This window comes from Exiguobacterium sp. ZOR0005 (assembly GCF_000798975.1).
Classification (GTDB): Bacteria; Bacillota; Bacilli; order Exiguobacteriales; family Exiguobacteriaceae; genus Exiguobacterium; species Exiguobacterium aurantiacum.
Genome location: NZ_JTLB01000010.1, coordinates 1 through 23,197, shown reverse-complemented (window position 1 = coordinate 23,197; position 23,197 = coordinate 1). Strand labels below are relative to the sequence as shown.

22 protein-coding genes are annotated in these 23,197 nt (G+C 52.9%); 18 read left to right on the top strand and 4 right to left on the bottom strand.

Annotated elements, in window-relative coordinates:
- The first annotated feature begins 59 nt into the window (after positions 1–59).
- The 4 genes from tpx (at position 60) to L971_RS03485 (ending at position 3,912) form a co-directional block, all read left to right on the top strand.
- Complete coding sequence (tpx, locus tag L971_RS03500; RefSeq protein ID WP_047374331.1) at positions 60–548, top strand: thiol peroxidase; 489 nt, start codon at positions 60–62, stop codon at positions 546–548.
- A 102-nt stretch (positions 549–650) separates the two neighbouring features.
- Positions 651–1,538: a class I SAM-dependent methyltransferase gene (locus tag L971_RS03495; RefSeq protein ID WP_047374329.1), complete on the top strand. Its 888-nt coding sequence runs from the start codon at positions 651–653 to the stop codon at positions 1,536–1,538.
- A 125-nt stretch (positions 1,539–1,663) separates the two neighbouring features.
- Complete coding sequence (locus L971_RS03490; RefSeq protein ID WP_029334705.1) at positions 1,664–2,875, top strand: acetate kinase; 1,212 nt, start codon at positions 1,664–1,666, stop codon at positions 2,873–2,875.
- Positions 2,876–3,321: 446 nt separating this feature from the next.
- Entirely contained in the window at positions 3,322–3,912 is a 591-nt protein-coding gene (locus tag L971_RS03485) for a 3D domain-containing protein (protein WP_024371364.1), read from the top strand.
- 49 nt (positions 3,913–3,961) lie between these two features.
- Here the strand turns inward: L971_RS03485 and L971_RS03480 are convergent, their stop codons facing one another.
- Positions 3,962–4,399: a universal stress protein gene (locus L971_RS03480; protein ID WP_024371365.1), complete on the bottom strand. Its 438-nt coding sequence runs from the start codon at positions 4,397–4,399 to the stop codon at positions 3,962–3,964.
- Between the two features lie 183 nt (positions 4,400–4,582).
- Between L971_RS03480 and L971_RS03475 the strand changes: the two genes are divergently transcribed.
- Positions 4,583–5,308, top strand: a complete 726-nt coding sequence (locus L971_RS03475; RefSeq protein ID WP_024371366.1) for an SDR family oxidoreductase — start codon at positions 4,583–4,585, stop codon at positions 5,306–5,308.
- A gap of 10 nt (positions 5,309–5,318) precedes the next feature.
- Complete coding sequence (locus L971_RS03470; RefSeq protein WP_047374327.1) at positions 5,319–6,041, top strand: metallophosphoesterase; 723 nt, start codon at positions 5,319–5,321, stop codon at positions 6,039–6,041.
- Positions 6,042–6,078: 37 nt separating this feature from the next.
- Here L971_RS03470 and L971_RS03465 read toward each other — a convergent pair whose 3' ends face one another.
- On the bottom strand, positions 6,079–7,176 hold the full coding sequence (locus L971_RS03465) for a Xaa-Pro peptidase family protein (protein ID WP_047374325.1): 1,098 nt from the start codon (positions 7,174–7,176) through the stop codon (positions 6,079–6,081).
- Between the two features lie 160 nt (positions 7,177–7,336).
- Between L971_RS03465 and L971_RS03460 the strand changes: the two genes are divergently transcribed.
- Positions 7,337–8,647, top strand: coding sequence for a DRTGG domain-containing protein (locus L971_RS03460; RefSeq protein WP_024371369.1), 1,311 nt, complete (start codon positions 7,337–7,339; stop codon positions 8,645–8,647).
- A 40-nt stretch (positions 8,648–8,687) separates the two neighbouring features.
- Here L971_RS03460 and L971_RS03455 read toward each other — a convergent pair whose 3' ends face one another.
- Positions 8,688–9,002, bottom strand: a complete 315-nt coding sequence (locus tag L971_RS03455) for a YtpI family protein (RefSeq protein ID WP_034799024.1) — start codon at positions 9,000–9,002, stop codon at positions 8,688–8,690.
- 77 nt (positions 9,003–9,079) lie between these two features.
- Between L971_RS03455 and L971_RS03450 the strand changes: the two genes are divergently transcribed.
- Entirely contained in the window at positions 9,080–10,048 is a 969-nt protein-coding gene (locus tag L971_RS03450) for a bifunctional oligoribonuclease/PAP phosphatase NrnA (RefSeq protein ID WP_024371371.1), read from the top strand.
- Positions 10,049–10,064: 16 nt separating this feature from the next.
- Here L971_RS03450 and L971_RS03445 read toward each other — a convergent pair whose 3' ends face one another.
- Positions 10,065–10,256 (bottom strand): hypothetical protein, encoded by a 192-nt coding sequence (locus L971_RS03445; RefSeq protein ID WP_024371372.1) that lies wholly within the window; start codon positions 10,254–10,256, stop codon positions 10,065–10,067.
- Between the two features lie 101 nt (positions 10,257–10,357).
- Here L971_RS03445 and dnaE point away from each other — a divergent pair, with 101 nt between their 5' ends.
- The 10 genes from dnaE (at position 10,358) to mdh (ending at position 23,097) form a co-directional block, all read left to right on the top strand.
- On the top strand, positions 10,358–13,528 hold the full coding sequence (dnaE, locus tag L971_RS03440) for a DNA polymerase III subunit alpha (protein ID WP_047374322.1): 3,171 nt from the start codon (positions 10,358–10,360) through the stop codon (positions 13,526–13,528).
- 75 nt (positions 13,529–13,603) lie between these two features.
- On the top strand, positions 13,604–14,158 hold the full coding sequence (locus tag L971_RS03435) for a FadR/GntR family transcriptional regulator (RefSeq protein WP_024371374.1): 555 nt from the start codon (positions 13,604–13,606) through the stop codon (positions 14,156–14,158).
- A gap of 14 nt (positions 14,159–14,172) precedes the next feature.
- Entirely contained in the window at positions 14,173–15,027 is an 855-nt protein-coding gene (gene accD, locus L971_RS03430; protein ID WP_047374353.1) for an acetyl-CoA carboxylase, carboxyltransferase subunit beta, read from the top strand.
- On the top strand, positions 15,020–15,955 hold the full coding sequence (locus tag L971_RS03425) for an acetyl-CoA carboxylase carboxyltransferase subunit alpha (protein WP_024371376.1): 936 nt from the start codon (positions 15,020–15,022) through the stop codon (positions 15,953–15,955). Before accD ends, L971_RS03425 begins: the two co-directional genes overlap by 8 nt.
- Before the next feature lie 160 nt (positions 15,956–16,115).
- On the top strand, positions 16,116–17,084 hold the full coding sequence (gene pfkA, locus L971_RS03420) for a 6-phosphofructokinase (RefSeq protein WP_024371377.1): 969 nt from the start codon (positions 16,116–16,118) through the stop codon (positions 17,082–17,084).
- A gap of 92 nt (positions 17,085–17,176) precedes the next feature.
- Complete coding sequence (gene pyk / locus L971_RS03415) at positions 17,177–18,919, top strand: pyruvate kinase (protein ID WP_029334713.1); 1,743 nt, start codon at positions 17,177–17,179, stop codon at positions 18,917–18,919.
- 67 nt (positions 18,920–18,986) lie between these two features.
- The gene (locus L971_RS03410; RefSeq protein ID WP_024371379.1) at positions 18,987–19,451 is read left to right on the top strand and encodes a DUF441 domain-containing protein; all 465 of its coding nucleotides are present in this window, start codon (positions 18,987–18,989) and stop codon (positions 19,449–19,451) included.
- 186 nt (positions 19,452–19,637) lie between these two features.
- Complete coding sequence (citZ, locus tag L971_RS03405; RefSeq protein ID WP_024371380.1) at positions 19,638–20,750, top strand: citrate synthase; 1,113 nt, start codon at positions 19,638–19,640, stop codon at positions 20,748–20,750.
- Positions 20,751–20,862: 112 nt separating this feature from the next.
- A complete protein-coding gene (gene icd / locus L971_RS03400; protein WP_024371381.1) occupies positions 20,863–22,131 on the top strand; it encodes an NADP-dependent isocitrate dehydrogenase in 1,269 nt (422 codons plus the stop codon).
- Between the two features lie 30 nt (positions 22,132–22,161).
- The gene (gene mdh / locus L971_RS03395) at positions 22,162–23,097 is read left to right on the top strand and encodes a malate dehydrogenase (RefSeq protein ID WP_024371382.1); all 936 of its coding nucleotides are present in this window, start codon (positions 22,162–22,164) and stop codon (positions 23,095–23,097) included.
- Positions 23,098–23,197 lie beyond the last annotated feature (100 nt).

Here is a 23,197-nt window from a genome sequence, read left to right as displayed (position 1 = left end):
ATCGAGACGGCGCCATCGATATGATGGAGACGTATAATTCAATTAAAGGGGATGAAAGTATGCCGACATTTAAAGGGAATACCGTGACATTGCAAGGGAATCCAGTGAAAACAGGCGACAAGGCGCCGAACTTCACCGCGCTCACGACGAGCCTAGAAGAAGTATCGCTCGCTTCTTATCCAGGAAAGAAATTGATCAGCGTTGTCCCATCGATCGACACGGGACTATGTGATACTCAAACTCGGGCGTTCAATGAGAATGCGGCGTCACTCGGTGGGACGGTATTGACTGTCTCGAACGACTTGCCGTTCGCCCAACGCCGTTGGTGCGCGGCTTCCGGCCTAGATAACGTCATCATGTTATCGGACCACCGCGACCAATCGTTCGCCAAATCATACGGCGTGCTCATGGAAGAACTCCGCTTATTGGCGCGTTCGGTCTTCGTCATCGATTCGGAAGGCACGGTTCAATACGTGCAGTATATGGACGAGATGACGGACGAGGTCGATTTCGACGCTGCGCTCGAGGCGTTTGACGCAGCGAACTGATTCGCTTGGCGAAACGTGACGAATAGCTTACACTAACGTATAGAAGTGAAACGGCCGGCTCTCATTCAGAGGGCCGGTTTTGTATGGAGAGGATGAACGAAGATGGAACGATTCGAACAACTGTACCGGGACTGGAAGAAAGACGTGAAGAAAGTGGTGGCCGACCTTGATCTGCTCCCGCTTGAAGCGTTGATTGAAGTGTTGGAGCGCGTCGACGTGGAGGCGGAGAAAATGGACGATGTGCGAAAAGCCGTCAGCCTGCTCGTCCTTGAAGAGACGACATCACTCCCGCCGAACCATCAGCCGACACCTGACGCGGTCAGCCTGTTCATCGGTTATTTGGCGACGAAACTCGTCAAGGATGGGGCTACGGTGCTAGAACTTGGGAGCGGGACGGGCACGCTCGTCCATGCTGTGCTATCACAATTGAAAGATGCGACGGCACAAGCGGTCGAAGTGGACGAGTTGATGCTCCGTCTCTCGTATGCGATCAGCAACCTGCTCGAGAAGCCGGTCTCTTATTTCCATCAAGATGCCCTGGAACCAATCGTCGTCGAACCGAGCGAGTTGACACTCGTCGATTTGCCGATCGGTTATTATCCGAACGACGAGGTCGCCAAGACGTATGACCTGTGCCGTGAGGAAGGTCATTCATACGCGCATTTCTTGATGATGGAGCAGGCGATGCGGCACACGTTGCCGGGCGGGCACGGTATTTTCGTCATCCCGAACAATTTGTTTGAACAAGATGACGAAGGGAAATTAAAACAATGGATGGACCGTGAAGCAGTCGTCAAAGGCGTGTTGCAGTTGCCGACGACGATGTTCAAGGACGAGCGTTATGCGAAAAGTATATTGCTGCTTCAAAAGCTTGGGGAGGGCGTCAAGCGTCCGAAACAGGCGCTTCTTGTCGAACTGCCGTCATTCACGGATGTCCGCGCCGTTGCCAATATCGTGAAACAGATTGACGATTGGTTTAAAACAACATAATTTTATTAGGCAAAAGACTTGAAAAACACATGGCATATCAAGTATCTTCATTATGATACAGTTATTGTTTTTTAAGAAAACAGATAAAGATACCCGTTTAAATCGAAAGGTAAGAGGTGTATGACATGACAAAAATTATGGCAGTCAACGCAGGGAGCTCATCGCTCAAGTTCCAACTTCTCGAAATGCCGTCTGAAGACATGCTCGCAGTCGGATTAGTCGAACGCGTCGGGAAAGACGATGCGATTTTTACAATCAAGTACGGTGAAGGACAAAAGTTCAACGTCGTCACACCGCTTCACACGCACAAAGAAGCGGTCGAGCTCGCGCTCGAAAAATTGATTGATCTCGGAATCATCGCGTCGTTCGATGAAATCACGGGCGTCGGTCACCGTGTGCTGCACGGGAAAGAGTTGTACGCTGACTCGGTCGTTATCGATGACGAAGTCATGGCGAATATCGAATCGTTCGTCGAACTCGGACCACTCCACATCCCGCCGAACTTGACAGGGATTCGTGCGTTCCAAACGATTTTACCGAATGTGCCGCAAGTCGCGGTGTTCGACACGGCGTTCCACCAGTCGATGCCGGAAGAGAACTTCTTGTACAGCCTTCCTTACGAGTATTACACGGAGCATGGCGTGCGTAAGTATGGTTTCCACGGGACGAGCCACAAGTACGTGACGCAACGTGCCGCCGAACTACTTGGCCGTCCGCTCGAAGACTTGCGTTTGATCTCGTGTCACCTCGGAAGCGGTGCCTCGATCGCAGCTGTGGCCGGTGGTCGTTCAATCGATACGACGATGGGCTTCACTCCGCTCGAAGGAATCACGATGGGAACACGCTCGGGATCGCTTGACCCGGCCCTCATCCCGTTCCTTATGCAAAAGACGGGCAAGTCAGCGGAAGACGTCTTGAACGTCATGAACAAAGAGTCAGGCGTATATGGCCTCTCAGGCATCTCGAGTGATTTGCGTGACATCGAACAGGCTGCTGCAGAAGGCAACCATCGCGCCGAAGTCTCGCTCAAAATCTTCTCGAACCGAATCCACGGGTATATCGGCCAATATGCGGCTGAGATGAACGGCGTCGACGCCATCATCTTCACTGCAGGTGTCGGAGAGAACTCGGACGTCATTCGGGAACGGATTCTCCGTGGCCTCGAGTTCATGGGCGTCTATTGGGACCCATCACTTAACAACGGAGCGCGCGGCAAAGAGTTGTTCATCAACTATCCGCACTCTCCAGTCAAAGTCATCATCATCCCGACTAACGAAGAATTGGTCATCGCTCGGGATACGGTGCGCATCGCGAACCTCGTCGAAGAGCACGCATAATTGTAATCAGATGTTTGTAACCCCTTTGTTCCTCGGAACAAAGGGGCTTTTTTGTGACTTTCGTCCTGTCCGTCGGTCTGGTGTGACGGGACTCTTGGGCAAAGGTGGCGACAAGTTTGTAACAATCGGCATGAAAAAACGAAACTTTGTAACGTTCAAGTCATATAACAACCATAATATGGATTTTAATATTACGAAAATAGACAGGAGTATGTAAAATCGTCATCTGTCTTTAAAAAAGAGGCTTTTTGTAACATTGCCGTAACTTTCATGTCATTCAAATGAATTTTAGTTGTAACGGCACTCGGTAGTGATTCGTCATATAGTTATCTGGACGAAACATACTCGTCTTGACTCATCGGGTTATAAGTTGAACGTACTGGACATCAAAGAAATCGACAACATGAAGCACGACAAACCAAACCGACTAGGAAAGGACGAACCACATGCTAAAAAAAATTGGAACGATCTTACTACTGACGGTCATGACATTTGCTATGCTATTACCGCAACAACAAGTTGAGGCATCTTCAAAAGTACTCGTACAAAGCCAAGTGAACGGCTTGAACGTCCGGGCAGCGGCGCACGTCAGCGGCAAAGTGCTCGGCAAGATCGACAAAGGACAGCAACTAGAACGCACAGGCTCAAAAGGAGCATGGATTCGCGTCAACTATAAAGGGAAAGTCGGCTGGGTTGCGACAAAATACTTACGCACCGTCAAACCGGTCGCAAAAGCTAACGTGAAATCGTACACGATGAACGCGTCGGCTTACACGCCATATTGCAAAGGCTGCTCTGGAAAGACGGCGCTCGGATGGAACGTACGCACACAAAAACATAACGTCGTCGCGGTCGACCCGCGCGTCATCCCACTCGGTTCAAAAGTACAAGTGTACGTCGGTGGGAAGTTGATGGGGACTTACACGGCGGCAGACACGGGCGGCGCCATTAAAGGCAACAAGATCGACATTTTAATGTATTCACAAAGTGCGGCTTTGAAATTTGGCCGGAAGACGGTCACCGTCAAAGTCTTATAACGAATGAACAAGGGCCATCGCTTCGCGATGGCCCTTGTTTTGCATAGTATTATTGACGGACGATGAGCACGTCGCACTTGGCGTACCGGACGATGCTCTCCGAGACGCTACCGATGAAGAAACGTTCGACCGCGTTCAAGCCGGTCGCTCCACAAATAATAAGGTCGATTTCATGGTTCGGTGCAATCTTTTTCGCGATCGTCACTTTAGGGGAACCGTACTCGATGACGGTCTCGACTTCTTTGACGCCCCGTTCACGCGCGCGGTTCACATAATCTTCGAGCAGTTCTTTCGCATACGTTTCGGCACGCTCGGTGATTGTCCGATCGTACGCTTCGACTGTGGCAAACGTGCGTGTATCAATCACGTGACCGATATACAGTTTCCCATCGTTACGGAGCGCGACGTCGATTGCTGTTTCAAATGCGCGTTCCGCCTCTTTCGAGCCGTCGACGGCAGAGAGGATATGTTTGTAGACAATTGCCATGTAAATCCCAACCTTTCGCTTGAAATGTACGTGCGGCTTACATGTATAGTATACCACTTCTATCGAAATTCACGCCCGCTTCTTCCGAGAATGTGTGAAATTTTCACAACTTTCTCTCCCGACAGGTTGAAGTTTGGAAATGGGCAACAGGAACGGGTAAGATGATACAGAGGAGGGATGACGATGAAACACGTAGTCATCACGGCCGGGGCCAAAGGCATCGGCCGCGTCGTGACGGAACGGCTGTTAGAAGAAGGGTGGCACGTCAGTGTGCTCCAACGAAACCCGATCGAATGGGAGCATGAACGGCTACATATGGTCGAAGCGCCGCTCACGGACCGTGAGGCGGTGCTCGCTGGGTATGGTCAGGCGGTCGCTAAGTTCGGTGAACCGGACGCGCTCATCTTGAATGCGGGACCGTATATATTTGACCGTAAATGTCTCGTTGACTTGTCAGACGAGGAATGGGACGAAGTGATCACCGGGAACTTATCCGCATCGTTCTGGCTGATGCGCCGCGCCATCCCGAGCATGCGAGAAAATCAGTTCGGCCGCATCATCACGTACGGTTTCCCGGAAAGTGCGACGGCGCCCGGATGGTTGCACCGCTCCGCTTTTGCCGCCGCGAAGACGGGGCTCGTCAGTTTGACGAAAACGGTGGCGCTCGAAGAAGCGCGTTACGGCATCACGGCCAATATGATCAACCCAGGCAATATCGTCGGCTCCCAAAAAGAGATGCGCATCGATGAGGCGGAGGCCGACGGGCAGACGCCGGTCGGGCGCCACGGGACCGGCGAGGACATTGCGCGGATGATTTTGTTCTTGCTCGCCGCCGAATCGGACATGATCACCGGAGCAGTGATTGACGTGACCGGCGGCGTCAACGTCGTCCATCAATATCGGAAATGAGGGGTGCGGCATGAGATTGGCCATACTGACAGACATCCATGGAAATGTGCAGGCGTTAGATGCCGTCTTGGAACAATTGGACGAGCAAGGCGTCACGGACATTTGGTGCCTCGGCGACATGATCGCGATGGGCCCGGACTCGAATGAAGTGATGGCCCGGTTGCTCGACCGTGGGGTCCGGATGATCACCGGAAACCACGACGAGGCGGTGTTGTCGCTCCTTGAAGGGCGGGGGCACCCTGCGAGTTATGCGCATACGCGTCCGCATCATGAATGGGTGGCGCGGACGTTGCGTCCTGACTACGCCGATGCGTTATTTCAGTTACCGCGAACGATTGAGGAACAAGTCGGGACGGAGCGAGTCTATGGGATTCACTATCATATCCCGATCGAGAAACGACAAGCGACGATTCTCGAAGAACCGTTCCATGAGATCCTCGAGGCGACGCTGCCGAACATGCAACGACTCTATGGGGAATATGACGCGGATATCGTCTGCTTCGGCCACCACCACCCGGTGCATGTGTTCGAGGACGCGGCGAAGCGGTACGTCAACCCCGGGGCGCTCGGTGTCGCAAGAGACGACTTGGCCCGATACGGGTTGCTCTCGTACGACGAGAACGGCTTCGCGATCGACTTGAGGGCGGTCCCATACGACAAGCAAGCGTTCATGGAACGGATGGAACGGTTCGACGTACCGCAACGGGAAGTCATGTTCCATTTATTCTATTGAAAAGCCAGCCGCTGAGCAGCGGCTGGCTTTTTTCAGGTCAATTGACTTCTTGGAGCGCTTTCGGGTAGCTTGTCAACAGGATTGGACCGCTTTCCGTCATGACGATGTCATCCTCGATACGGACACCACCGACGCCAGGGAGATAAATCCCCGGCTCGACCGTGAACGTCATCCCGACTTGGGCCGTCATGTCGTTATTCGCCGCCATCGACGGGAACTCATGAACTTCGATGCCGATGCCGTGCCCGACACGGTGAGTGAAGTATTCTCCGTAACCGGCCGTCGTGATGACTTGACGGGCTGCGATGTCGATGGAGCCGAGCGTCGCACCGACACCCGCCATCTCGATGGCGGCAAGCTCTGCTTGGAGGACGGTCTCATAAATTTCACGTTGTTTCGTGCTCGCTTCGCCATAGACGACCGTGCGAGTAATGTCAGAGCAATAGCCTTGCCAGACGACCCCTAAGTCGAACAACGCGAAGTCGCCTTTCTTGAGGCGGTTGTTCCCGGGCACCCCATGCGGGTCGGCGCTGTTTTCCCCAAACAGGACGAGAGTGTCGAATGACATTTCGCGGACGCCTTGTTTTTTCATGGCGTATTCGATTTCGGCGATGACCTCGAGCTCGGTCACGCCTTCGCGCAAGGCGCGGATCCCGGTCTCGATCGCCATGTCCGCGAGCTCGGCGGCGCGCTTCATGACGCGTACCTCATCCGGCGTCTTGATCATGCGAAGCGCTTGAAGTTCTTCCGTCAAGTCGACGATCGATAGGCCCGCGAATCCGGCCCGCAACTGTTCGACTCGGTTGTATGTCAAATGTTCTCCTTCGATACCAATCCGTTCCGGGATGATTTGTTGGTCAAGGAAAAGTTTGACTACTTTGTCCCACGGGTTCTCGTGGTCCATATACGTGACGATATCCCCGGTCCACTCGCTCGCTTCGACGATGCCTTTCTCGAGGGCGGGACAGACGATTGCCGTCGTCCCGTTCTTCAAGACGAGGATGGCGATCAGTCGTTCATGCGCCTCGGCATACACACCTGAAAAATAAAAGACGGACGCTTTCGATGTGACGAAAGCGGCGTCTAATCCTTTCGTGGCCAAAGATTGGGCGATTTGGTTTGTTCGTTGGTTCAAGTCGATTCCCTTCCTTCCGTTCATTAGCTTTCTGGTCCATTATATCGTTTTCGAAATTAGAAAGGAAATGTAACAATTTCAGTAGTACAGTTTGAAGAAGATGGACTGATACAGTATACTGGAAGTGACAGAAAATGTATTGAAGAAAGGGACTCGTGACATGACAACAAAACATGAACAGATCATTGCACATATCGAGTCACTCGATGTGGGGGCCAAAATTTCTGTTCGCCAAATCGCAAAAGAGTTGGCGGTTTCAGAAGGGACGGCTTACCGGGCCATCAAAGAAGCGGAGAATTTGGGCTTCGTCTCGACGATCGAGCGAGTCGGCACAATTCGGATCAAACGGAAACATAAAGAAAACATCGAGAAGTTGACGTTTGCCGAAGTCGTCAACATCGTCGACGGGCAAGTGCTCGGCGGTCGTGACGGTCTCCATAAGACACTCTCGAAATTTGTTATCGGTGCGATGAAACTAGAGGCGATGATGCGTTACATCGACGTCGATTCGCTCGTCATCATCGGGAACCGGGAAAAGGCTCACGAGCTCGTCTTGCAATCGGGCGGCGCCGTCTTGATTACCGGGGGGTTTGATACGACCGACGAAGTGAAGCGAATGGCGGATAAATACAACATGCCGGTCATTTCGACGTCATATGACAGTTTCACCGTGGCGACGATGATCAACCGAGCGATTTACGACCGATTGATCAAAAAAGAGATTCTGCTCGTCTCAGATATCCTCATCCCGCTGCACGATACGTTCTATCTGAAAGCGGACGATACGGTCAAGCGGTGGCATGAGTTGAACGAACGGACGAAACATAACCGCTATCCTGTCATCGATGAACAGATGAAAGTCGTCGGGGTCATCACCGCGAAAGACATCATCGACCGTGCGCACGACACCGAGATCGAAAAAGTCATGACGAAAAGCCCGATCACGGCCGGCGTCCAGACGAGTGTCACGAATGCTGCCCATCAAATGGTGTGGGAAGGGATCGAAATGCTCCCGGTCGTCGATAATTATGGCCGCTTGCTCGGCATCATCAGTCGCCAAGACGTGTTGAAGGCGCTCCAACTCGCAAACCGTCAGCCTCAAGTCGGCGAGACGTTCGATAACATGATCACAAATCAGTTAAAAGAGGACCCGGCCTCTAACGGGACGGCGTTCACAGTCGAGGTGGCACCGCAGATGACGAGCCATATGGGGACGGCTTCGTCAGGCGTCTTGACGACGTTGCTCGTCGAAGGGGCGACGAGAAGCCTCCGACACATGAAAAAAGGGGACCTCGTCGTAGAGAACATCACCGTCTATTTCATGAAGCCGATTCAAATCGAGAGTCAAATCCGTGTGTCGGCGAACGTCTTCGATCTCGGGCGAAAGTTCGGCAAAGTCGACGTCGAGATGACGCAAGGGACGCAACTCGTCGCCAAAGCGCTCGTCACGGCACAATTGATCGACCGCTAAAAAAATGAGCTGATGAATCACATCAGCTCATTTTTTACTATTAAGGTTGGTTGATCGGCTCATCGGCAGCGAGTGGATAAATTTTACGGTAGCGCACGAATCCGACGATGGCGTTGCCGACGCCGAGGACGAGCATGACGATGCTGACGATCCATCCGACGGTCGAGTCGAGCCCGAGCCCGCCGACCATTTGGTTAATCGCGAACAAGGCGAGGAACAAGCTGAGCCAAATGAGGGCCTGCGTGTTGAACAACGCTTTTCGGTACGGCGTTTTCGTAAGATAGGCACGTCGTTTATAGACGAAGTAGGCGCCGAGCGCGAATAGGATGAGCCCGATAATAACGAGTTGAGCCAAGTGAAGAAACCCCTTTCAAACAAGTAATCTGTTATCATCATACCATAGAATAACGTTCAAGAAAGCGAGGAATGGCTATGGCACATTGGCCAGAAGCAACAACCATCAAAGCGTCCATCGAAGCGGCAGACACGATCATGATCCACCGTCACGTCCGTCCGGACCCTGACGCCCTCGGCAGTCAGTTAGGACTGAAACGAATAATCGAACGTGCGTATCCAGAGAAAAAAGTATACGTCGTCGGCGGCATCGTAAGAGATTTAGAATTTTTAGGAAAGATGGAACATGTGGAGCCTGACATGTACGATGAGGCGCTCGTCCTCGTCCTGGACACGGCCAATCATGAACGGATTGACGGGCCTCATGCCTTGAAAGGGAAGACGGTCATCAAAATTGATCATCACCCAGATGAAGATCCGTATGCGACGCACCAAATCGTCGACACAACGGTCAGTTCGACGTCGGAAATGATTGCAGAACTCGCGGAGATGTGGCAGATGCCTCTCGATCAAGAGTCGGCCTTCCTATTGTTCGCGGGCATCGTCGGGGACACGGGACGCTTCCAGTTCCGCAACGCGACGCCACGCACGTTCGAAGTCGCGTCGAAGCTGCTCGCCTATGGCATCGACACGAACCGGTTGTATCGTCAAATGTACAAGACGAACTTGGCGACGCTTCAGCTCCAAGGTTACGTGTTGCAACACGTACAAGTGACGGAGGCGGGCGTCGGTTACGTCAAGATTGACGCCGACGTGCTGCGGACGTTCCATGCGACACCTGAAGCAGCATCACAACTCGTCAACAGCTTCTCCGGGCTGGAAGGCTTGAAGTGTTGGGTCATGTTCGTGGAGAATAAAGACGAGATCCGTGTCCGAATCCGCTCGAAAGGGCCCGTCATCAACGACGTGGCAAAACGATACCGTGGCGGCGGGCATCAGATGGCCGCTGGCGCCACGATCGATCGTTGGGATGAGATGGATGAGGTGATCGCTGCACTCGATGAAGTCGCGCGGCCGTATACGTTTGAAACGAATGAAGAGAGCTGACCGGTGTCAGCTCTCTTCATTTCGTCTCTTCTTCTTTTGGGATGAACCATGTGCCGCGATCGGTCACATCCTCAACTACATCAAGTTGGTACTCGGTAATGTACTTGCGGAGCCGATCGATAATTTCAGGACTGTCGGCAAATACGGTCTGGCCGTTCTGTAGATCCGACAGCTTGTCGCGCGCGATTTGTCCCCGATTAATAATCATACGCTTTTACCCCCTTTTTACGATGGTTATGTCTATAATTATTGTATCAGAGAAGTGGTGACATGAGTTTGACAATTAAGAAAAAAGAGAGGAGGGGTCACATGCTTCATTTAAACGTTCGATCCGCTTTCAGCCTGATGCAGAGCACGATTCGGCTGGAACAATATGTCGCGCAAATGGCGGAGCGCGGCAGCAAGGCGGTTGCCCTTGCGGACGACGCCTGTTTCGGGGTACCGCAGTTCTTTCGCTTGTGCGACCGCTACGGAGTCAAGCCGGTTTTCGGACTGCGGACCGTGTTGCGCGTCGACGGGTTGGATGTGACGATTCTCGCCTATGCGCGAGAAGACCGTCACATCGAACAGTTATATCGCGTCGCCGGAGACGGGGCGATGAGGGAAGCGAACGATCTCGCCATCGTCGTCTTACCCGAAAATTGGAAGACGAGTGACCCGATTCACCGTCGTCGGCTGTATCATCAACTGCTCAACTATGTGCCAGAGGAACGCCTATGGCTCGGCATTCCTTCCCCGCAGACGACGGAACAAGCGCTCGTCTTGAAGCAGTTACGCGGGATGCGGGAAGAACTCGGGGTGCGCTTGATTCCGACGCCGGAGACGGCGTATATGCGAGCTGACGACTTCGAGGCGTATCGGGCCCTTCTCGCCATCGGGGAAGGGGATGTGCTCTCGCCGGAAGATATGCACCATAAAGGGCGTTATGTCCGTCTTCCGAGTGAGATGAACGATTGGTTCGAGCAAGGTGAACTTGAAGAGCTCGATCGGTTCGAAACGCTCGTGTCCGTCAAACAGCTGCCGATGGCCGAATCGGCTATTCCTGAACTGCCTGACGCGTTCCTGCACTTAAAGCGGCTCGTCGCGGAGCGTTTGAAAGCGAAAGGGTTGCTCCACGACCCGTATATCGAACGGGCACGCTACGAGCTCGAGGTCATCGAGCGGACCGGCTTCGCGTCTTATTTCCTCATCGTCGAAGATATCGTCCGTTACGCGAAGGAACAAGCGATTGAAGTCGGCCCGGGCCGTGGGTCGGCCGCCGGTTCGCTCGTCAGTTTCGCCCTCGACATCACCGAAGTCGACCCGGTCCATTTCGAGCTCTTGTTTGAGCGATTCTTGAACCCGGAGCGGGTAACGATGCCAGACATTGATTTGGACTTTGAAGATGAACGCCGGGAAGAAGTCGTTCGATACGTGCTCGATAAGTATGGAGAGAACCACGCCGCCCAAATCGGTACGCTCGCCACGTTCGGCGCGAAAGCGGCTCTCCGCGATGTCGCCAGAGCGCTCGGGATGACGCTCGAAGAAGGGCAGGCGGCCAGTAAACAAGTGAAAGACGATGGACTGAACGGCATCATGGCGAACCCGACGAAGATGAAATGGTTCGCCGGCAGCCAAAAACGGTCGCAACTGTTGACGATCGCAACCCAGTTAGAAGGGTTGCCGCGTCAATCGTCCGTCCATGCCGCCGGTCTCGTCCTCAGCCGGGAAGCATTACAGTCTGTGACGCCGTTGCAACCGACGGACGGTGACCAAGTGACCCAATATAATATGAAAGATCTCGAAGCGTTGGGGCTGCTTAAAATCGACTTGCTCGGCTTGCGTAATTTGACGAAGCTGCGTCTCATGGAGGCGCTCATCCGAGAGACGGACGCGATGTTCTCTTTGAAGACGGTGCCGTTGAATGATGCCCGCACGCTACGACTGCTCGCCCGGGGCGACACGGATGGGATTTTCCAATTCGAGTCCGAGGGGATGAAGCAGGCGCTCCGACAAGTGAAGCCGTCGGAGTTTGAAGATATCGTCGTCACGATGTCGCTCTATCGTCCAGGGCCGATGCAATTCATCGAGACGTATGCGAAACGAAAGCACGGCATGCCGTACAAACCGGTCCATCCCGTCGTCGGAGACATGATGACGTCGACTTACGGGGTGCTCGTCTATCAAGAACAAGTCATGCGGCTATTGCGTGAGCTCGCCGGCTATACGTATGCCGAGGCGGACTTGGTGCGCCGAGCCATCGCCAAAAAAGACGCGACGGCGATTGACGTGGAGAAAGCACGGTTTTTAGAGCGGACCACACCGAAGTTCGGATTAGAATCGATGCAACACGTGTTTTCATGGATCGAGAAGTTCGCTGGGTACGGGTTCAACCGTTCTCACGCCGTCGCTTACAGTTTGATCAGTTATCGACTCGCTTACGTGAAGGCGCATTTTGAACGGATCTTTTATCTCGTCACGTATGAGAAAACGAACCAACTCGTGCGCATGTTGCGGAAAGGGAGAATCCCCGTTTATGCACCAGACGTGCTGCACGGTGAGGCCGGGGCGTTTTTAGAGGGGCCGGGCGTTCGTCTCGGATTGAAAGCGATTCAAGGTTTGACGAAACGTGATGTCGAGCGCTTGATTGCCCATCATACCGAGTTCACGGACGTGAGCCGGTTGCGTGAGTTGATGGAGTGGGGGGCGAAAGACCAGTTGAAACTGCGGCGATTGCTCGGCGCCGGCGCGCTTGACCGTATGTACCACGGAAATCGCCGCGCGGCTTTTCTTGCCGTCGAGCGTCTGCGTGAAGAAGCGGACACGCACCTGCTCCCGGATGAACTGTCGTCGCTCGGCTTGAAGCGAACCGAGCCGACCGAACCGAACTGGTCGGAGGAAGAGCGGGAAGCGCTCGGGACGTGGATCGTGCATTCTCCACTGACGACGGTCGCTCCGCTCGGCGTCACGACGGTGACGATGGAGGATGTGTTGAATGGGGAAAAAGGGTTCGTCATCGTCTACGTCGATGAGGTCCGAACGTTCAAAACGAAAAAAAGTGAAGACATGGGTGTCATGATGGTCGATGACGGTGTCACACAGGACGAAGTCGTCGTTTTCCCTCGCGTCTATAAAGCGTTTGTACGTTCACTATACAGCGGTAACGTGTTGCTGCTTGAAGTCCACCCGAACGAACGCGACGGTCGCAGACAATTGATCGTTGAACGGGTCAGACCGTTACATGGTCAAGCGTTGTTCGTCCGATTGCGACGTGAGTCGTTCCCAGAGCTTGAGGAACTGTTGCACGCCTCACCCGGCGACGTGCCTGTCGTCTGTCGCTTCTCAGACTCGAAAGAAGTGAAGCAACTTGCGTCAGCCTTTTCGGTCAATCCGACCGACGCGTTGTTGCTGGCGATCAAGAAACGGTTCGGGGAGTCGGACGTCGTTTTGAAACGTGTCGACACAAAAATGACTGGCACGAAAACTAGTACCAAGTCATAAAAAGTGGTATAATCTGTTTGATTGGTCTGACCACTTTAGAGATAATACCATTCAAAAAGGGAGTTGAACGGTCAGATGCATGGAAAACACGCATCCTCATTTCACGAAAACATTTCTAAAATCCGTTCATTGATCGTCCAGGCGGCGCTCACGCCCGGAGATCGGCTTCCATCCGAACGCGAGCTCGCGGAAACGCTGTCGATTAGCCGGGCCTCGGTACGAGAGGCGTTGCGCGCGCTCAGTTTCCTTGGGATCGTCGAGACGAGACACGGAGGTGGGACGTTCTTGTGTGAACAAGACCGGCACCGCTATATCGAAATATTGTCCGAGTTCATCGTGACGAAACAGACGAAAGCGACCGACATCGTCGAGATGTTGCGGTTGCTTGAACGTTTGGCGTTCTCGGAAGTCGAGCCAACTCGAGAACGTGTGCAGGCGCTCGAGTTGAACCTGAACGAAGACCGGATTTTTCGTCAACAGCTCGTCTTCGGTTTGAAGAACGAGTTGTTCATCCGCATATGGAGCGAGGTCAACCGGTTTTATGAAGGAACGGACGCCGGCGACTTGTATACGTTAGAAGAACGAATGGAATTGTTGGAGATGTGGCGTAAAGTGGGGATGCCGGAATGAACGAGGGGGAAGCGATGACTGCTTTTTTCAAGAAACCAAAACGATACATGCCGTTGCGTCAGCGAGAACCAAAAATCGATGCGCCGCAAGGGTTAATGACAAAATGTCCATCTTGTAAATATATGCATTACACGAAACAGTTAAACGAAAACCATAAAGTATGTGACTGTGGTTATCATTTTCCACTCAGTGCCGATGAGCGGATTACGATGCTCGTCGATGCCGGTTCGTTCGAGAAGTTCTCAGGACCGGAAGTAAAAGCGAATCCGCTTGATTTTCCAGATTATGAAGAAAAGTTAGCGAAAGACAGGGAGCGAACTGGAATCGAGGAAGCGGTCGTCTGTGGCCGCGCGAGCATCTCTGGTCATCCGTTCGTCGTCTGTGTCATGGACGCGAGGTTCCGGATGGGCTCGATGGGGGCGTATGTCGGTGAAGCGATCGCATCGGCTGTTCGACAAGCAACGGCCGAGCGATTGCCAGTCGTCTTGTTCACCGCATCAGGCGGTGCGCGGATGCAAGAAGGAATGGTCAGCCTCATGCAAATGGCGAACACGTCGATTGCGTTGAAGCAACATGATGAAGCAGGGTTGCTCTACATCTCTTACTTGACCCATCCGACGACGGGTGGCGTGTCGGCAAGCTTTGCGATGCTCGGTGACTTGAATGTGGCCGAACCAGGTGCGTTGATCGGGTTTGCCGGTCGACGTATCATCGAACAGACGATCCGTGAAAAATTACCAGACAACTTCCAAACAGCCGAATTTTTATTGGAGGCGGGCCAATTGGACGCCGTCATCCATCGCGAACAAATGCGTTCGTTTTTACACAACATGATCACGTTACATGGCGGGGGTGTAGACCGTGTTTGATCCAATCAAAGAAGTGAATGAACAGCTCGAGAAGCTACGTGAGACCGCTGAGACGAAAGGGATTGATTTGTCCCGCGAGATTCGGCATCTCGAAGCGAAGCTGCACCGATTAGAAAAAGATATTTATGGGAATATGAAACCGTGGGATCGCGTGCAATTGGCACGCAACCCGAAACGACCAACGACGCTTGATTATATCGAGCGTCTGTTCCCTGACTTTATCGAGCTCCATGGCGATCGCCACGGCTATGACGATGCGGCGATTGTCGCCGGCATCGCCACACTCGATGGCAAGCCAGTGACGATCATCGGTCATCAGCGCGGGCGGAACACGAAAGAGAACATGGCGCGTAATTTCGGGATGCCCCATCCGGAAGGGTATCGAAAGGCGCTCCGGTTCATGAAACAGGCGGAGAAGTTTAACCGCCCGATCATCACGTTCATCGATACGAAAGGGGCCTACCCGGGTAAAGCGGCCGAAGAACGCGGACAAAGTGAAGCGATTGCGCGTAACTTGTTCGAGATGGCGACGTTGAAGACACCGATCGTCTCGGTCGTGATCGGGGAAGGTGGCTCAGGTGGCGCACTCGGCATCGGTGTGTGCGACCGACTGCTCATGCTCGAGAACAGTACGTATTCGGTCATCTCGCCGGAAGGTGCGGCCGCGCTTCTATGGAAAGATGCGAAACTGGCCGAACGTGCAGCCGAAACGATGAAGATTACCGCACAAGATTTATATGGATTAGGGATTGTCGATGAAGTCGTCACAGAAGTGTTCGGCGGAGCGCATATGGATGTGTCATTACAGTCGTCACTCTTGAAGCCTGTATTAACACAACACATCGCCGAGTTGATGCAACACGCTCAAACCGAACTGTTGAACGGTCGTGCTGACAAATATCATCAAATTGGCACAATTGGCTCGTGAAAACGGTAACAACCGCTTCGCATTCACAATCAACCGTTCACCAAATGACTGTTTCGATGAGGACCCCTTGTTTTTTTTTCACATACTTGTGTTGTAAAACAAAGGTCAGACATGGTATTTTATTTTCAGATTTCGTTAAAACACATAAGAGGTGAGTGACGTGAATTTAAAACGAATTGCGGTATTGACAAGTGGGGGAGACGCTCCCGGAATGAACGCTGCAGTCCGTGCCGTGACCCGAAAAGCAATTTTCGAAGGTCTTGAAGTGTACGGTGTGTATAACGGCTATCAAGGTTTGATCGAGGGCGACCTCGTCGAATTGAACCTTGGCTCAGTCGGCGATATCATTCAACGCGGAGGAACGTTCCTACGTTCGGCCCGTTGCCCTGAATTCAGAACAGAAGAAGGTCGCGCTAAAGCGGTCGAACAATTGAAGAAATTTAACATCGACGCACTCGTCGTGATTGGCGGAGACGGTTCATACCGTGGCGCTCAAAAGTTGACGGAACTTGGATTCCCGACAATCGGGCTTCCTGGGACGATCGACAACGATATCCCGGGTACGGATGCGACGATCGGATTTGACACAGCGCTCAACACGGCGCTCGATGCGATCGACAAAATCCGTGACACGGCATCTTCACATGAACGGACATACGTCATCGAAGTGATGGGCCGTGACGCTGGAGACATCGCGCTTTTCGCAGGTCTGGCCGGTGGGGCAGAATCAATTCTCGTCCCAGAACGTCCGGAAGATTTAAGCGCGATCGTGGAACGCATCAATCACGGTGTCGCCCGCGGTAAGAAGCACTCGATCGTTGTCGTCGCTGAAGGCGCCGGCAGTGCCGAGGAAATCGGAAAGCTCATCGCGGAGAAGACGAACTCGGAGACGCGTGTGACGATTCTCGGTCACATCCAACGTGGTGGTTCCCCGACCGCCGCTGACCGTGTCCTCGCGAGCCGCATGGGTGCTTACGCCGTCGAGATCTTGCTCGAAGGCAAGGCTGGACGTGTCGTCGGTATTCGTGCCGGTCAAATGATGGATCTCGACATTGACGAGGCGCTCGATCATAACAAGCATACGATTGATATGAAGTTGATCGATCTTTCGAACCAGTTGTCGATTTAAGCACAGTGAACTTCACAGAGACGGGATCAGGTCGCATGCCCTCCCGTTTTCTGTGTGCAATTGCAATAACATCCCCTAGGAGGTTTTTATTTATGCGTAGAACGAAAATTGTATGTACGATTGGACCAGCTTCAGAGAAGCTTCTTCCAGAAATGATTGAAGCCGGTATGAACGTCGCTCGTCTTAACTTCTCACACGGTGACTACGAAGAGCACGGTGCCCGCATCCGTGATATCCGTGAAGCAGCACGTGCCGCTGGCAAAGTCGTGACCGTGCTTCTTGATACGAAAGGTCCTGAGATTCGGACGCATACGTTCGAAGACGGCAAAGCACTTCTTGAAAAAGGTAAAGAAGTGACAATCGTTTCGACAGAAGAAATCGTCGGTACGAAAGATCGTTTCTCGGTCACATACGAAGGCCTTTACGAGGACGTTGAAGTCGGTTCACGCATCATGCTCGATGACGGATTAATCGGACTCCTTGTCGTTGAGAAGCTCCCGAACCGCGAACTTCGCTGCCTTATCGAAAACGAAGGAATCATCAAGACGAAGAAAGGCGTAAACTTGCCAAACGTCAAAGTGAACCTTCCTGCCCTTACGGACAAAGACATCGCTGACATCGAATTCGGTATTTCACAAGATATCGATGTGATCGCAGCATCGTTCGTCCGTCGTGCATCTGACGTCGTTGAGATTCGTCAACTTCTCGAAAAGCACGATGCGTCACACATTAAAATCTATCCGAAGATTGAAAACCAAGAAGGCGTCGACAACATCGAAGAAATCTTGGCAATCTCTGACGGTTTGATGGTCGCTCGTGGAGACCTCGGTATCGAGATCCCGACAGAAGAAGTCACGCCAGTTCAAAAAGAATTGATCAAGAAGTGTAACGACCTTGGTAAACCGGTCATCACAGCGACACAAATGCTTGATTCAATGCAACGTAACCCGCGTCCGACTCGTGCGGAAGCATCGGACGTCGCTAACGCCATCCTTGATGGTACAGATGCGGTCATGCTCTCAGGTGAGACGGCTGCTGGTGACTACCCAATCGAATCAGTTCAAATGCAAGCAGCGATCGCTGTTCGTACAGAGCGCATGCTCGACTACAAAAACTTGCTCAAAGATCGTCAGAAGCGCAGTGAGCACACCGTGACGGATGCGATCTCACAAGCGGTTGCCCACACAGCGATCAACTTGAACGCGAAAGCGATCTTGACACCAACACAATCTGGTTACACGGCTGCCCGTACGGCAAAATACCGTCCAGAAGCGAACATCATCGCGGTCACTGAATCTGAGCGCGTAGCACGTCAGTTGAACCTCGTTTGGGGTGTATACCCGATCGTTGCTGACACGATGCCGAACAACACGGATGAAATGTTGGTGAAAGCATCTGAAGCAGCACGTCACGCAGGATTTGTCACAGACGGCGACCTCGTCGTCATTTCGGCAGGTATCCCGGCTGCGACTGCAGGAACAACGAACATGATGAAAATCCACATCGTCGGCCACGCCCTCGCAAACGGGCGCGGAATCGGTGAGCGCGGACTCGTCGGGGAAGTTGTCGTCGCTAACAATGCGGACGAGGCGAACGCGAAAGCGAAAGACGGAATGATCCTCGTCGCACCGTTCACAGATAAAGAAATGATGCCAGCGATCGAAAAAGCGGCTGGAATCATCACGGAAGACGGCGGATTGACGAGCCACGCCGGCATCGTCGGACCATCGCTCCGTAAACCAGTGATCGTCGGTGTTGAATCTGCGACAGCCACACTCCGTGACGGTCAAATGATTTCAATCGACCCACTTACTGGTAAGATTTATAACGCGTAATCGAATGCCAATCGAACCGACCTTATCTCGAGGTCGGTTCTTTTTCCATTTAGAAAGAAGGAGACGTATGGGTGCATATTTATTCTTGTTGCTGCTCGTCTTGATCGGGGTCATTTCCCATAACCAATCGGTCATCATCGCGAGCAGTGTGTTGTTGATCATCAAGGCGATCGGGTTCGGTGACCAATTGTTTCCGACGCTCGCCTCAAAAGGAATTCATTGGGGCGTGACAATCATCACGATTGCCGTGCTCGTTCCGATCGCAACTGGTGACATAGGTTTTAGAGAATTGTGGAATAGTATTAAAGGGCCGGTCGGCATCGTCGCTTTCGCTTCCGGAATGTTTGTCGCGCTCGCAGCCGGACAAGGAGTCCAACTCATGCGTGTCGACCCGGTCGTCACGACTGCACTCCTGGCTGGAACGATTCTCGCGGTCGGTTTCATGAAAGGAGTGCCGGTCGGACCGCTCGTCGGAGCCGGCATCGCCGCCCTCATTTTGGGAGGCTATAGCCTGGTGGAGAAATGGTTCTGACAAAATTTAACGACTGGATACGCTTACATTTCTTTTTTTCAGTAAATTGTTTATACTGAATGGAGGACAGGGCGGTATGACGTCGAAACACGGTCAAGGGGAAAGCGTTCGACAGCCGTCCTTATTCCCTATAAACAGACTGTATGATGCGGTCGACCACTTTTAAAGACTGAGGGGGAGTTATGGATGTCAACAACAAAAGGGTTAGAAGGGATTGTGGCAGCGGCCTCAAAAGTTAGTTCGATCATTGACGGACAATTGACTTACGGAGGATACACAATTGATGATTTGGCGGACCACGCCACGTTTGAAGAAGTCGTCTTCTTATTATGGAACGATCGGCTTCCGAAGGCGGAAGAATTGAAAACACTTTCTGAAGCGCTCGTGAAAGAGGCGAAGTTGCCGGACGATGTGATCGCGACGCTCGAGCGGGCGCCGAAATCGGCGAACGCCATGGCGACAATCCGGACCGCGCTATCGCAACTTGCACTTTACGACGAGGAATCAGAAGATATGAGCGAGGAAGCGAACATGCGCAAGGCGATTCGTCTCCAGGCTCAAATCGCGACGATCGTGACGGCGTTCGCCCGTCTTCGTAAAGGCGAGCAACCGGTCGCGCCGAAGCAAGGGTTGTCGTATGCAGCGAACTTCTTATACATGTTGAACGGAGAAGAGCCGAGCGAGGTTGCTGAGAAGACGATCGATAAAGCACTCATCCTTCACGCCGACCACGAGCTGAACGCCTCAACGTTTACGGCGCGCGTCTGTGTGGCGACGTTATCGGATATGTATTCAGGTGTGACAGCCGCGATGGGCGCGCTTAAAGGACCGCTTCACGGTGGTGCTAACGAGGCCGTCATGAAAATGCTCCACGAAATCGAATCGGTCGATAAAGTCGAAGAATACGTTCGCGGCAAGTTCGAGCGCCGTGAGAAAATCATGGGCTTCGGTCACCGTGTGTATAAGGACGGCGACCCGCGGGCGAAACATTTAAAAGAGATGAGCCGTCAGTTGACAGCGCAAATCGGCGAACCGGAATGGTATGAGATGTCTGAGAAGATCGATCATCTCGTCGAGACAGAAAAAGGGTTGAAGCCGAACGTAGACTTCTACTCGGCCTCGACGTATTACGCGCTCGGCCTCGATGAAGAGTTGTTCACACCGATTTTCGCCGTGTCGCGGATGTCTGGATGGATTGCCCACATCCTCGAGCAGTATGCGGACAACCGCCTCATCCGTCCACGTGCCGAATACGTCGGAGAAGCACATCGTTCGTACGTTCCGATGAACGAACGCTGAGCGGATTCGAAAGTTCAAGTCACAATTTAGACATAAACTTTGGTAAACTAACAATTGACGTAGGTCGGCGGATACGCCGGCCTACAGTAATGTACTTAGGGGGATTCATATGTTGACACAAGGTCAGAAAATCACAGTAGAAAATGGTGCACTTCAAGTACCGAACGTACCAACGATTCCATTCATCATCGGCGACGGCACAGGCCCGGATATTTGGAACGCTGCGGTCCGCGTCTTCGATGCGGCTGTCGAAAAAGCTTACGGCGGCGAGAAGAAGATCGAATGGATGGAAGTGTTTGCTGGCGAAAAGGCGTTCAACCAAACAGGGGAATGGCTCCCGAACGAGACGCTCGATCAAATCCGTGAGTATTTGATCGCCATCAAAGGTCCGCTCACAACTCCAGTCGGCGGTGGAATCCGTTCACTCAACGTCGCGCTTCGTCAAGAGCTCGACTTGTACACGTGCCTTCGTCCGGTTCGTTACTTCACAGGCGTGCCGTCACCGGTCAAACGCCCTGAAGACACGGACATGGTCATCTTCCGTGAGAACACAGAAGATATTTACGCGGGAATCGAATACGCGTCAGGCAGCGACGAAGTGAAGAAGTTGATCACGTTCTTGAAAGAAGAAATGAACGTCAACAAGATCCGTTTCCCGGAAACGTCAGGAATCGGGATCAAGCCGGTTTCTTCGGAAGGGACGAAACGTCTCGTTCGAGCGGCACTTGAATATGCGATCGCGAACAACCGCAAATCGCTCACGCTCGTCCATAAAGGAAACATCATGAAGTTCACAGAAGGCGCCTTCAAAAACTGGGGCTATGAGCTCGCGGAAGAAGAGTATGGCGATAAAGTGTTCACATGGGCACAATACGACCGCATCAAAGAAGAGTCTGGTGAGGCGGCTGCGAATGAAGCCCAGTCGAAGGCTGAGGCGGAAGGCAAGATCATCGTGAAAGATTCGATCGCAGATATCTTCCTCCAGCAGATCTTGACACGCCCACGCGAGTTCGACGTCGTCGCGACGATGAACTTGAACGGGGACTACATCTCAGATGCTCTCGCTGCTCAAGTCGGTGGAATCGGTATCGCGCCTGGTGCGAACATTAACTATGTGACAGGCCATGCGATCTTCGAAGCGACACACGGCACGGCACCGAAGTATGCGGGCCTCGACAAAGTGAACCCGTCATCGGTCATCTTGTCAGGTGAGATGATGCTTCGTCACATGAACTGGAACGAAGCGGCAGACCTCATCATCAATGCGATGGAGAAATCGATCGCCTCGAAAGTCGTCACGTACGATTTCGCCCGTCTCATGGACGGTGCGACAGAAGTGAAGTGTTCAGAGTTTGCGGATGAACTGATCAACAACATGTAAGTCATCAGTAAAACCAAGGGGGAGAGCACAATGATTCGACGCAATAAGATTTCGGTCATCGGTAGCGGCTTCACGGGGGCCACGACGGCACTGTATTTGGCTCAAAAAGAGTTAGGTGATGTCGTCCTTCTCGATATGAAAGAGATGGAGAACCCGACGAAAGGGAAAGCGCTCGATATGCAAGAGACGGCGCCGATCCAAGGGTTTGACGCGTGGATCACAGGGACGTCGGATTACGCCGATACGGCTAATTCGGACATCGTCGTCATCACGGCCGGCATTGCGCGTAAGCCTGGCATGAGTCGGGACGACCTCGTCTCGACGAACGCGAAGGTGATGCGGGCGGTCACGAAAGAAGTGGCCCGCTATTCACCGGAAGCGATTTTGATCGTCTTGACGAATCCTGTCGATGCGATGACGTATGCCGCGTTCAAAGAGTCGGGATTCCCGAAAGAACGTGTCATCGGCCAATCGGGCGTGCTCGATACGGCTCGGTTCCGCACGTTCGTCGCCGCCGAGTTGAACGTGTCGGTGAAAGACGTGTCCGGCTTTGTCCTCGGCGGACATGGAGACGACATGGTGCCGCTCATTCGTTACTCGTACGCCGGAGGCATCCCGCTCGAGAAACTGTTACCGGCCGACCGGATTGAAGCGATCGTCAATCGGACGCGTAAAGGCGGCGGTGAGATCGTGCAACTCCTCGGTAACGGCTCGGCCTACTATGCGCCGGCAGCCGCCATCGTCGAGATGGTCGAGGCAATCTTAAAAGACCAGCGTCGCATCTTACCGGCGATCGCTTACCTCGAAGGGGAGTACGGCTTCGAAGATCTTTATCTCGGCGTGCCGACGATTCTCGGGGCGAACGGAATTGAACGTGTGCTCGAACTCGAATTGACGGAAGAAGAGACGGCGGCATTGAAACGCTCAGCCGACTCGGTCCGTTCGGTTTTGAACGTCCTTACATGATTTGAAAGACCTGCTTGCGGCTGATATGCTCCCCAATAGGTAGACAGATGAAATAACAAATCTGTTTATCTGATTGGGGAGTGTTTTTTTATGGTGAGAA